This is a genomic window from Streptomyces sp. NBC_01176 (assembly GCF_045039825.1).
Taxonomy (GTDB): Bacteria; Actinomycetota; Actinomycetes; order Streptomycetales; family Streptomycetaceae; genus Streptomyces.
The window spans coordinates 9,329,757-9,341,655 of the sequence record NZ_CP108600.1; the positions used below are offsets into that span (position 1 = coordinate 9,329,757).

Sequence of the window (11,899 nt, forward strand, 5' to 3'; positions counted from 1 at the left end):
CGCCCCGCCGGAGGATCGCGACACGATCCGGGGGCGGCGGTCCGTTCGGCGCCCGACGGCCGGTTCGTCCGTCAGGCCGCGTCCGTCGCGCGGAGCAGGAGCAGGGCCACGTCGTCGCTGCGCGGGTCGGTGTGGGGAGTGTGCCGGACGAGGGCGTCGGCGAGGGTGCCGATGGGCTGGTCCGCGGTGCGGGCGAGGTGATCCGCGAGGTCGGCGGCGGCCTCTCCGATGTCGCCGCCGGGGGTTTCGATCAGGCCGTCGGTGTACAGAGCCAGCAGCGAGTCGGGCGGCAGGGGGATCTCGGTGGTCCGGTACTCGGCGGCCGGGTCGATGCCGAGCAGGAGCCCCGGCGGCAGATCGAGGACCTCGGTACGTCCGCCGGCATCGCGCAGGAGCGGCGGTGGGTGACCCGCCGTGGCCAGACGGGCGCGATGGCGCGCGAGATCGAGATGCGCGTACAGGCAGCTGGCGAAGAGGCCCGGGTCGAAGTCGGTGAGCAGACGGTTCGCGCGGGCGAGGACCTCGTCGGGTGACGCCCCCGCGGTGACATGGACGGCCGTGCGGATCTGTCCCATCAGGGCGGCGGCGTGCACGTTGTGCCCCTGGACGTCACCGATGGCGGCGGCGACGGTGGTGGCGTCCAGACGGATGAGGTCGTAGAAGTCGCCTCCGACATCCATGCCACGGGCCGCGGGCAGGTACCGGGCCGCGACCTCCAGGCCTGGCACCGCGGGCAGGGTCGTGGGGAGCAGGCCACTTTGCAGGTCGTGGGCGAGCTGGTGCTTGGCGTCGTAGAGGCGGGCTCGGTCGAGGGCCTGGGCGATCAGCCCGGCCAGCGAGGTCAGGACGGCACGCTCGTCGGGGCCGAACGGGCGGGGACGGTCGAAGGACAGCACCCAGCAGCCGACCGGGCGGCGCGAGACGACCAGGGGCAGGAAGGCCCAGGCCGCCCTTCCGGTCAGCCGCGGGATGTCTGGGTGGAACCTCTCCATGTCCTGGGGGGAGCCGAAGAAGAGAGGGACTCCGGCGGTGAGGGCGTACACGGTCGGAGCCGACCGGTCGGTGAGCGGAGGTCCGTCGAAGGGCCGGAGCACCTCGTCCCGGTATCCACGGGAGCCGACGATCTGCAGCCGGCCGTCCTCGGCCACGGACAGCACGAAGCCCTGCGCGTCGAAGGTGGGCATGATCTGGTCGGCCGCCAGCTCCACCACGTCCTGCACACTGACGGCTTCGGTGAGTGAGGCGGCCAGATGCATCAGGTCGTACAGCACGCGTGCCCGCGTCGGGCCGAGGGCGTGGTCCCGGCCGCCCCGCCGCGCGTGGTCCGCCGGGCCGGCGTCGTCGGCGGGTGTGACACGGACGGTGGTGCCGGAGACGTCGGGGTGCAGTTCGAAGTCCAGCCATCGGCCCTGGGGACCCAGGGCCGTGAAGACGGCGGGCCGGCGGCTGATGGCCGCGGCTCGCTGGTGGTCCTGGAGGACCGGTTCGTCCAGCCACGGCAGGGCCTCGCACAACGATCTCCCGAGCAGGCCGGGAATGCTTTCGCCGACCAGATCGCGGGCGGTGGCGTCGACGAACGTGATCCGGTTGTCGAGGTCGAGCGCCAGACAGCCCTCCGGGAGGCGGTCGACGAGATCGACGGCGGCCAGCGCCTCCGCCGGTCCGGGCGTACGGGCCCGGGGCGGGTCCGGTACGTGCGGACGCTCCGTGGGAAGGACCGGCCGCCCGTCGGCGGCGGCCTGCCGCAGGAACGAGCCGACGCGGTGGCAGGCGGTGGTGACCGCGTCGCGTTCGCGGCTGCTCAGCAGGCGCGGATGCGTACCGGGCCACAGGAACGCCAGCGCGCCCCACATGGTGGCACCGGTGGTCACCGGTGCGGCTGCCACCGCCACGGGATAGGGCAGGGTGAGCGCCGCCCGCGGATAGCGGTGGGCCAGCTCCGCATGGCCGGCGACCCACACCAGGCGCTGCTCGCGTACCGCCTCGGCCACGGGTCCCTCGGCCGCCGGGTCCACCCTTTCCCACAGTGCGACCGTCGTGCCCCCGGTCGTCACCGCCAGGTGCAGCACCGGCCGGCCCGGTGGAAACAGGTAGATCCCGCTCACGGAAGCGCCGGTGTCCCGCACCGCCGGGAGCAGCAGCGCGCCGAGCGGTTCCGGGTCCGTGGAACCGGTGGAGCCGACGGGCGGGGACGGTCCGCGCGCCCTCTGCCCGTCCTGCCCGCGGGCGCACATCCGTCCGTAGCGGTGCCGGGCCGCCGCGCCGCTCATCCCGAGGCCCGCGCCGATCCGCGCCCAGTCGGCCCCGCCCTGCCGGTCGGCCAGTACCGCGGACCGCACCAGCTGCTCGGCCAGCCCGAGGATCTCCGCCGCCGCGGCGCTGTGGCCCCCCGCCGCGGCACAGTGGCCCGTCGCCGTGGCCATCCGCTCCGGATCCTGGGTGGCCGCCTCCTGGGACATCGTCCGTGCCCGGGACAGCAGCTCCGCGTCGGCCAGGACGAGCGCGTGGCGCGCCTGGGCCGCGGCCTCCCAGCGGCGTCGCGCCCGCCAGGCAGCCTGCCGGTGGGCCGGTCCGCAGTACCGCCGGTTGGGTCCGGCCTCATCCGGCAGCGGCTTGTCGCACCAGCCGCACCGAACATCACCCATATGAGCACGATAAGCCGGATTCGCGTCACGGCGCGGCTCCACCCCGGTCGCGACGCACACCGGCGCGCACCTCGACGACCTGGCGCCCCCGGCGCATCGGCCCGGAGGATCAGGGGCCCCACCGTGGTGGCCCGATGGCCGTGACCGGCGTCCGTGACATCAAGAATCCGTACGAACGTTCCTATAGTTGGACCTTTACCCATAGGGCGTACGACCATGGCTGTATGCCTCGGGCAGCCGACAGGTCCCGGACGCCGCTCAGCCTGATCGGACGCAGGTTTTCCGGGCGGCGCGCACGTCTGGACCGGGGCGCTGATCCCGACCCGGACCCGGCCACCCCCCGGCGCAGGCGCTTCAGCCTCCTCCCGCACAGCATCGCGGGCCAGATGCTCGCGCTGGCCGCGACCATCGCGGTGCTGCTGATAGCCGCCGCGACCACGGTCCTGGTGCTGCAGGACCGCAGGGAGGCCACGCAGGAGGCCCGCACCCGCGCGCTCGCGGTCGCCGAGACCTTCGCCCACTCCCCGGCCGTACTGGACGCGCTGAAGTCCGACCGTCCGAGCACGACGCTGCAACCCCTGGCCGAGGCCACCCGCCGTGAGGCCCGGGTCGCCTACATCGTGGTGACCAATCCCAAGGGCATCCGGTACAGCCACCCGGACCCCCGCGCGATCGGCCTGCCCTCCAACGCCACCGTGTGGCCCGCCAGCGTGGGCCACACCTTCACCGACGAGGTCATCGGCAGCAGTCTTCACTCCCCGTCGATCCGCGCCGTGGTCCCCGTCTTCGACACACGGCACACCGTGGTGGGCACCGTCATGACCGGCGTGCCGGTCGCCAGCGTGATCCACCAGGTCGACCGGCAGCTGCCGCCCCTGCTCGGGGCCGCCGGTATCGCGCTCGCCCTGTCCACGGGAGGGATCACCTGGCTGAGCAGCCGGCTGCGGCGGCAGACCCACGGCCTCGGGCCCACCGAGATCACACGCATGTACGAGCACCACGACGCGGTGCTGCACGCGGTCCGCGAAGGTGTCCTGATCGCCGACGGCGAGCGCCGTCTGCTGCTGGCCAACGACGAGGCGCACCGGCTGCTCGGTCTGCCGCCCGATGTCCCGGGGCGACACGCGGGCGATCTCGCCCTCGGCCCCGCGCTCACCCGGCTGCTCACCTCCGGCCGGGTCGCCACCGACGAGGTCCACCCCGCTGGGGACCGCCTGTTGGCCGTGAACCAGCAGCCCACCTTCTGGGACGGCCGCGTACTGGGCACGGTCACCACCCTGCGCGACACCACCGAACTGCGCTCCCTGGCAGGTCAGGCCGACGTCGCCCGCGAGCGCCTCCGACTGCTCTACGACGCCGGCATGACCATCGGCACCACCCTCGACGTGAGCCGGATCGCCGAGGAACTGGTCGCCGCCGTCGTGCCGCGGTTCGCCACCCAGGCGATCGTGGATCTCTCGGACTCCGTGCTGCACGGGGAGGAGCCGCACGGTGACGACACCGGGCCGCTGCGCCGCACGGCACAGTCGCCGCTGCCCGGCGCTCCCTCGTCGCACGCCGTGGGGGACCTCGTCCACTTCCCTCCCGCCTCGCCGCAGGCCCGAAGCCTCAAGGTCAAAAGGCCCGTGGCCGAACCGGAGCCGGCCGGTGAGCCCGCCACCGGCCCGCTCCGCACCCCGGGCCCGCTCACCTCCCCCGACCTCCCCGACCACGCGATGATCGCCGTACCGCTGCTCGCGCGGGGCGCGGTGCTCGGAGTGGTCGGTCTCTACCGCGCGAAGGCTCCCGGCTCCGACGGTGACGGCACCTTCGACACGGAGGACCTGTCACTCGCCGAGGAACTGGTCAACCACACGGCCGTCTGCATCGACAACGCCCGGCGCTACGCCCGCGAACACGCCACCGCCGTCTCACTCCAGCGCAGTCTGCTGCCGCACGGCCTGCCCGAGCAGAACGCCGTGGACGCGGCGCACCGCTATCTGCCCGGACAGGCGACGACGGCCGGCGGCTGGTTCGACGTCATCCCGCTCTCCAGCGCGCGTGTCGCCCTCGTCGCGGGTGACGTGACCGGGCACGGCCTGCACGCAGCCGTCGCCATGGGCCGCCTGCGCACCGCCGTCCACAACTTCTCGGACCTCGATCTGGTACCCGAAGAACTCATGGGCCGCCTCGACGATCTGGTCGTCCGCCTCGACCGCGACGAGGGACGCCCGGCCGGTGGGGAGCGGCGACCCGGCCGCGCCGGGGACGCGGACGGTTCCGTACTCACCGGGGCCACCTGCCTGTACGTGGTCTACGACCCGGTCCGCAGGCAGTGCGTCATGGCCCGGGCCGGCCACCCGCCGCCGGTCCTGATCCTCCCGGACGGCACCGCGGACTTCCCCCGCGTACGCGAGTGCCCGCCCCTGGGCCTGGGGGGCCAGCCCTTCGAGAGCCTCACCGTCGACGTCCCGGAGAACAGCCGGCTCGTCCTCTACACGGACGGCCTGCTCAAGCACCACAACCCGAAGCCTGCCACCGGGCAGGAATGGCTGCTGCAGGTACTCGCCCGCCCGGGCCGGTCACCGCAGGAGACCTGCGACGCCGTGCTCGACGCCCTCGTGCCCGACCGGCTCGGCCACCCAGGCGACGACATCGCCCTCCTGGTGGCCCGCACACGCGCCCTCGACGACGAGCACCTCGCCTCCTGGGACGTACCGGCCGACCCCGCGACGGTCGCCGAGACACGCGCCGCGGTCGAACGCCGGCTCACGGAATGGGGACTGGACGACGCGGTGTTCACCACGGAACTGATCCTCAGCGAACTGATCACCAACGCCATCCGGTACGCATCGCCCCCCATCGAGCTACGCCTGCTGCGGGACCGCACCCTCATCTGCGAGGTCTCCGACGCCAGCAGCACCTCACCCCACGTGCGACGCGCGGCCACCACGGACGAGGGCGGCCGCGGCCTCTTCCTGATCTCCCAGCTCACCCAGCGCTGGGGCACCCGCTACACCTCACGCGGCAAGGTGGTCTGGACGGAACAGAGCCTGGAGACCGGCGAGGAGGAGGGCCTCGGGGGCTCGGCGAACCCGTAGTGAGGGGGCGAGGCACGGCGTGGACCTGGGCGTCCATGTCGTCGCGGCGTGCCGGACATCGTCCGTGGCTCCCGGCGGCCGTCGAAGCACACCGCCCGCACGCCGGCCCGTCCCCGACCGCACCGGTGGCGCGGCCGCGAAGCCGAGCTCGTCGCCGACGCGCGGGCCGGCCCGGCCGCCCTGGCCGCTTTGGCCCCTTTGGCCGAAGACGCACTCACGCGGGCGTGACGGGGCATGACCGACCAGGAGCCGCCGGCTCCTCGGCGGACATGACGACGGCTGCCAGATCCGCGCCCGCGCGCAGCAGCGCCACACTCCTGGCGGCGATCCGGTCAAGACGGTGCCGCAGGACGAGCAGGGCGTCCTCCGCGCCGTCGAGCCGGTGCAGGGAGCTCATGATCTCGCGCACGGCCGGGATACCGTGACCGGCGCCGCGCAGGGCCGCGACGATCCGGGCGGCCCCGATGGCGGCAGGACCGTAGCGACGTGCGCGCAAGGACGTCACACGCTCGGGCGTCACAAGCCCCTCCTGCTCCCAGAACCGCAGGGTCGAGGGACGCACATGAAGTGCTTCGGCGAGCTGCGTGATCGTCATCGCGTCGCCGTCCCGCTCGCCTCCGGGGGTGTCGGCCTCGCTCCGGATCGCGCGCAACGCCTGTTGCGCGCGCAGGACTTCCTCCCGCTCCCGCGCGAGCCGAACGTGGACCGCGTCGACGGCCGCGGCCGCCGTCTCGACCGGGCCGGTCCGCAGCTCCGCGAGCATCCGCCGGGCCTCGACCGGTCCGACGGCGCCCGCGAGCCCCCGGTAGGCGCGCAGCGCGTGCACGTGAACCGGAGTGTAGGAGCGGTAGCCGTTGTCCGCCCGAGCCGCCGGGGGAATGACCCCCAGCCGCTCCAGGTCGCGGACCTGCTGTACCGAGTACCCCGACTCTCCGGCGACGTCGAGCGTCCTGAGCCGTGCCCGTCGCGTACCGCCCGCCGGCGCGTCCATCGGCCAACCCCACACAAGCACTTGAAGGTCATCCTTGAACCATGAGTATGGAACAGATCATCAGGACCGTACGGGACTTCGACGGCGCGCTCGTGGTCGTCCCGGAGCCGGAGGGCGCCTTTCCCCGGATCGCGTGGGGAGACGCGTTCTTCTACTACGCCCCCGACGGCAGCGTGCCGCACAACGTCCAGCCGTACGGGACGATCGTCACCCGGAACCACCCCGGCGACACCGCTTCCGACCTCGATCCGCCGGACCGCTGGCGCGTCAACATCCACGTCGGCCGCGCGAGGTTCCGCGAGCTCGTGGGGGAGGACCCGCGCACGCTCGACGGCCGCCCCCGCGACCACAGGGCCGTGGACCGTGTGATGCCGCACCCGGTCTACGGAGCGTACGGCTGGATCTGTGTCGTCACTCCCGGGGACCGGACGGCGGACACGGTCGTGAGTCTTCTGCGCGCCGCCCACGACGACGCTCGCCGCCGGTCCGCGCGGCGGCACGAACCGGTACGACCGCCGGAGAACGACTGACCGGTCCAGGTTGATGGGTGCGGCCGACGGGTGCGTGACCGACGGGTGCGTGACCGACGGGTGCGTGACCGACGGGTGCGTGACCGACCGGTGCGTGACCGACCGGTGCGTGACCGACGGGTGCGTGACCGACCGGTGCATGACCGGGGACCCGCGCCGGAGCGTCGCGCAGGCGTCCCGGATGCTGTCGGGCGCCGCCCGGTGTCGGACCCCGGCGCTACGTTGTCCCGGTGATGCGTGACGCGTTCGACCCCCGGGTCGTACAGGCCGCGACCACCGATGTCCGTCTGGCGAGAACGGAGTCCGACGGCGCCGCACAGTGGCTCACTTCTGCCGGCCAGGGGCCTGCGGGGCCTCTTGCCGCAGAGGTGTGGGTCTTCGACGAGGACCTCGCCCGGGTGCTGCTGGTCCATCACCGGTGGCGCGGCTGGGTCCCCCCGGGCGGCCGGGTCGAGCCGGGGGAGACTCCCCGAGAGGGAGCACGCCGCGAGCTCTTCGAGGAGACCGGTGTCGAGGCGGAGCTGCTGCGGGAACCCGCCGCGGCCACCGTGCGCTCCTACCACCCGCGGTGGCCGGCGACCCTTGGGCTGTCCTTCGTCGCGATCGTGGACGTTGCGACGCCTTTGGCCGCCGAAAGCGGACAGCCCGCGACCTGGACGTCCCTGGACGAGGCCTGGTCCAGTTACTTCCCCGTCGACGCATCACGGGTGCGGCGGCACGCGCGATGGCTGCGTGACGTCTCCCACCGCTGATCGCCTTGCCCAGAGCACTTCTTGGCGGGCGGGAGCAGGTCCCGGGGCAGCATGCAGACCGCGGTTCACGCTGCTCCGGAGTCACGGAACAGGGGTGTCAGGCCCGGCCTGACACCCCCGCGGTCGCCGTGCTGTCCCGCGTGTCGTCTACGCCTCCGCCCTGCGGCCCAGTGTGCGGTGGGAGCGGGTGATCAGGGCGGCGAGCAGCGTCGCGCCCAGCGGTACCAGGACCAGGAGCATCCCGAGCGTCATCCAGGGCACCACCACGGGCACGTTGACGTGTACGGCTCCCGGGCTGTCGATCGCCGCCTGTCGGGCGATGGCCAGGGCCTGTTGACGGTCGACGCGCCGTAGTGCGACAGCGGGCAGGATGCCCGCCGCCGTTCCGAGCAGCACACCCATCACGGCGATGGCCCCGCACTGCAGTCCGGAGAGCGTGCGCCGGATCCGGGAGGGGGCGCCCACGGCGGCGAGTGTTCTGAGGTCCGCCTCGGCGTCGGCCTGGGCCAGGCCCGTCGCGACACCGGCCGCGCCGATCGTCACCAGGCCCGCGAACACCGCCAGCGCCGCCTGTATCAGGCTGTTCCTGCTGGTGTATCCGCGTTCGAGGTAGACGTGGGCGTCGATTCCCAGCTTCGTGACGTCGTGTTTCAGTTCCTGCTGCTCGGCAGCCGAGGGCATCCGCGAGGTGGTGAAGTACGCGCCCAGCGGTACCGCCTTCAGGCCGAGGGATTCGGCGGCCCTCTCCGACATCAGCACCTTGACCCCGTACGCCCGGGCGGAACTCACCTGCGCCGGCAGTTTCTTGACCGTGTTCGCGGTCTTCGACTGGTCGGGGGTCACCCGGAGCTCGAGGGAGCCGTGACTGTTCAGGCTGCGGTCGAAGAGCACCGCCTTGCCGTGGTCGAGCGCCTGCCGCGCGGCCGGATCCTTGACCCCGAGCGCCTGCAGTACCTTCGGCCCGCCGATCACGAGTCCCTGTTCCACGACGATCGCCGACGTGGCGGGGTCTCCCTTGCAGCGCCAGTCGTTCGCCAAGGCCTGGAACCGGGACGGGCTGAACTCCCGGACGGCGTCGGGGTCGGTGGCCGGGCAGTCGTTGGCCGCGGGCCTCACCGGCTCGACCGATCCGCAGCCCGGTTGCGAGGTGTACGCGTCGCAGATCCGGTCGCCCGCGCTCGGACGGAACACCTCCGCCTGCTCGCGGACCGGGACGACCCCCTCCACGCTGTCCCGCACCGCGGCCAGGTCGCGGCCCTCCCGCGAGGGCAGGGAGATGGCGAGCACTCCGCGGGGCGCCCTGGGGATGTACGCGTCCTGGTCCTGCTGGTGCCGGCTGGCCGAGTACGTGGCGATCGCGACCGTACCGGCCACGGCCGCCATGACCGCGGCCACGGCGGGCGCGGTGCGGCCGCGGTGGCGTACCGCGTCCCGCAGGGCGAGCCGCGGAGCGAGGGCCAGCCATCGGCCGAGCCGGCCGAAGCCACCGACGATCAGGGGAGTGAGGGCCACCAGGCCCAGCTCGGCGATCGCGGAACCGCCGGCCACGACGTAGGCGCTTCCGCTGCGGACCGAGCCGTGGACGGCGATCACCGCACCCAGGCAGACGGCCACGATCCCCGCCACCGGCAGGAGCCGCGTGGCCTTCCGTGTCCCGCGCCGTCCGGTGAGCGCGGACAGTACGTTCTGCCGGGAGGCGTTGACCGCGGGAACGATCGCGGCGATCAGTCCGGTGAGCACCGCGAGACCGGCGGCGCCCAGCAGTTCGGCCGGCCTCAGCACGATTCCGCCGAACCTGCTGCCGGCGTACTCCTCCAGCCTCGTCCGCAGCACCAGCGTCAGCACGAGGCCGAGCACGGTACCGGTGACGGCTGCCACGGATCCGATCACCAGGCCGCCGGAGAGCACGATCGCCCGGATGTGACGCCGGTCGCCGCCGTTGGCGGCGACGAGTCCGAGATGGCGGCGCGAGCGCCGCGCACCGACCGCGAAGGCGGGGCCGGCCAGCAGACAGACCTCCAGCAGGGCCATGCCCCCGATGGTCGCGCCGGCGGTCAGCGCCGCGTGGTCCGCGGACGGGGGAGGCCGATGGAAATCGGGGTTGCGGTAGAGCGGTACCTCGGAGTCGGCGGGCGGACGGAGCATCACCGTCCGCGAGTGAACCACCACCCCGCGGGCGTTGGCGCTCCGCACCATGTCCCAGGTGAAGCCGCCCGCCACCTTGACCAGGTAGGAGGTCTGCCGTGTGTCACCCGAGTCCGAGCCGGTCGCCTCGCGTGCCGCACGGTACCGGTCGATGAACGCGCCCGGGAGGGCGTCGAGTTGGTCGGTGCCCAGCCTGCTCGGCAGGTCGTAGGCGCCGACGATGCGGTAGGCGCGGTCCAGTCCGAAAGCCCGGACCGCCGATCCGACGTGCAGCCCGCTGTGTTCGAGGAACGCGTTGGTCGCGATCATCTCGTCCGGCGCCGTGGCGTAGCGGCCCCGGGTCAGGTCCGTGATCCCGGCAGCGAGGGGGTCGGACGCGTTCAGCTCGCGGACCTCGGTGTCCGCCATCCCGGACTTGGTGAGCATGCCGGCGCGGACGGTCCGGTCGGTGATGAACCGGGCTCCCGCGGGCACCGCTGCCTTGGGATCGACGTCTTGAACGGCCACCACCCTGCTGTCGGCCGGCACTGTGCCCGTATCCGTCCGCCGCGCCGGCATGATCGCGTCGACCTGCGGCGACTGCTGCAGAGCCTGCGGCCCCTGCTCACCGTCCTCCAGCCGCGCATCGGCGGCTCCGATGTCACGGGTGATCGTCTGCTGGCGGGTCAGCTGGGAGCTGCGGATGGTGACGTCGGCGGCGCTCACGCCGACGACCGGAACGGCGATCATCGCGAGGACCATCAGGCTGCGGCCCCTGGCACGCCAGGCGTCGCGGCGGGCGATGCGGACCGCGACCCGCCAGCTGTGGAACCGGCCCGCTCCCGGAGAGCGTCGGGGCCGCGCGGAGCCTGCCGGGGCACCGGCACGCCCGTTCTCGGGGGTGGTCACCGTGCCGTCTCCTCGGTGAGCAGCGACTCCGCGGAGGACCGCAGCGTCATGTCCACCACCGAGCCGTCGCGCAGGAACACCACCCGGTCCGCCCAGGCGGCGAGCCGCGCCTCGTGGGTGACGAGGACGCCGGCCGCCCCGGCGTCACACCGGTTCCGCAACAGCGCCAGCACCGCGTCACCGGTCTCCGAGTCCAGCGCGCCGGTCGGTTCGTCGGCGAGGACCAGCCGGCGGTCGCCCACCAGCGCCCGGGCGACCGCGACTCGCTGCTGCTGGCCGCCCGACATCTCGTCGGGGAACCGGTCCGCGAGATGCTCCAGGCCCAGCTCCGCCAGCGCGGCGAGCGCTTCACCACGGGCCGAGCGACTGCTGACGCCGTCGAGTTCGCGGGGGAGCGCGACGTTCTCCGCGGCCGTGAGCGCCGGGATCAGGTTGTAGTCCTGGAAGACGTAGCCGATGCTGCGCCGGCGCAGCGCCGCGATCTCCTTGCGGCTCGCGCGGGTCAGATCGGTGCCTTCGACGATCACTCGTCCGGACGTCGGCAGGTCCAGTCCGCCCGCGATGGTCAGCAGGGTGGACTTGCCCGATCCCGAGGGGCCCATGACGGCGACCAGTTCACCGGGGTGGATGGCCAGGTCGATGCCGCGCAGCGCCTGCACCTCGGTGGCTCCGGAGCCGTGCACCCGGGTCAGCCCTTCGAGGAGCAGTACGGGGGCGGCGGCCCCGTCGCCGCCCCCGCCCGGACCAGGTCCGGACGAGGGCGGCGATATGGACGGTGTGTTCTGACTGGACATGGGTCGCTCTCTTCCCCGGTCGTGCGCGACATGCGGATGAATGGGAGACGGGCGGACGTCAGCCGCCCGGTCCA

7 protein-coding genes are annotated in these 11,899 nt (G+C 73.2%); 3 read left to right on the forward strand and 4 right to left on the reverse strand.

From position 1 onward, the window contains the following. Positions 1–71 precede the first annotated feature (71 nt). Positions 72–2,645, reverse strand: coding sequence for a SpoIIE family protein phosphatase (locus tag OG199_RS40540; protein ID WP_405833901.1), 2,574 nt, complete (start codon positions 2,643–2,645; stop codon positions 72–74). Between the two features lie 224 nt (positions 2,646–2,869). On the opposite strand from OG199_RS40540, the gene OG199_RS40545 reads away from it, so the two are divergent. Then, positions 2,870–5,725 (forward strand): SpoIIE family protein phosphatase, encoded by a 2,856-nt coding sequence (locus OG199_RS40545; protein ID WP_405833903.1) that lies wholly within the window; start codon positions 2,870–2,872, stop codon positions 5,723–5,725. 214 nt (positions 5,726–5,939) lie between these two features. On the opposite strand, the gene OG199_RS40550 is transcribed toward OG199_RS40545, so the two are convergent. Further along, positions 5,940–6,716, reverse strand: a complete 777-nt coding sequence (locus OG199_RS40550) for a MerR family transcriptional regulator (protein WP_405833905.1) — start codon at positions 6,714–6,716, stop codon at positions 5,940–5,942. Positions 6,717–6,763: 47 nt separating this feature from the next. Between OG199_RS40550 and OG199_RS40555 the strand changes: the two genes are divergently transcribed. Further along, positions 6,764–7,246, forward strand: coding sequence for a DUF6194 family protein (locus OG199_RS40555; protein WP_405834827.1), 483 nt, complete (start codon positions 6,764–6,766; stop codon positions 7,244–7,246). 233 nt (positions 7,247–7,479) lie between these two features. Continuing rightward, positions 7,480–7,998 (forward strand): NUDIX domain-containing protein, encoded by a 519-nt coding sequence (locus tag OG199_RS40560; protein WP_405834829.1) that lies wholly within the window; start codon positions 7,480–7,482, stop codon positions 7,996–7,998. Positions 7,999–8,145: 147 nt separating this feature from the next. Here OG199_RS40560 and OG199_RS40565 read toward each other — a convergent pair whose 3' ends face one another. Further along, entirely contained in the window at positions 8,146–11,031 is a 2,886-nt protein-coding gene (locus OG199_RS40565; protein WP_405833907.1) for an FtsX-like permease family protein, read from the reverse strand. After that, entirely contained in the window at positions 11,028–11,825 is a 798-nt protein-coding gene (locus OG199_RS40570; protein ID WP_405833909.1) for an ABC transporter ATP-binding protein, read from the reverse strand. Before OG199_RS40570 ends, OG199_RS40565 begins: the two co-directional genes overlap by 4 nt. Positions 11,826–11,899 lie beyond the last annotated feature (74 nt).

Coding starts and splice junctions, on each gene's coding strand:
- OG199_RS40540 (WP_405833901.1), bottom strand. CDS start 2,645: ATGGGTGATGTTCGGTGCGGCTGGTGCGACAAGCCGCTGCCGGATGAG.
- OG199_RS40545 (WP_405833903.1), top strand. CDS start 2,870: ATGCCTCGGGCAGCCGACAGGTCCCGGACGCCGCTCAGCCTGATCGGA.
- OG199_RS40550 (WP_405833905.1), bottom strand. CDS start 6,716: ATGGACGCGCCGGCGGGCGGTACGCGACGGGCACGGCTCAGGACGCTC.
- OG199_RS40555 (WP_405834827.1), top strand. CDS start 6,764: ATGGAACAGATCATCAGGACCGTACGGGACTTCGACGGCGCGCTCGTG.
- OG199_RS40560 (WP_405834829.1), top strand. CDS start 7,480: ATGCGTGACGCGTTCGACCCCCGGGTCGTACAGGCCGCGACCACCGAT.
- OG199_RS40570 (WP_405833909.1), bottom strand. CDS start 11,825: ATGTCCAGTCAGAACACACCGTCCATATCGCCGCCCTCGTCCGGACCT.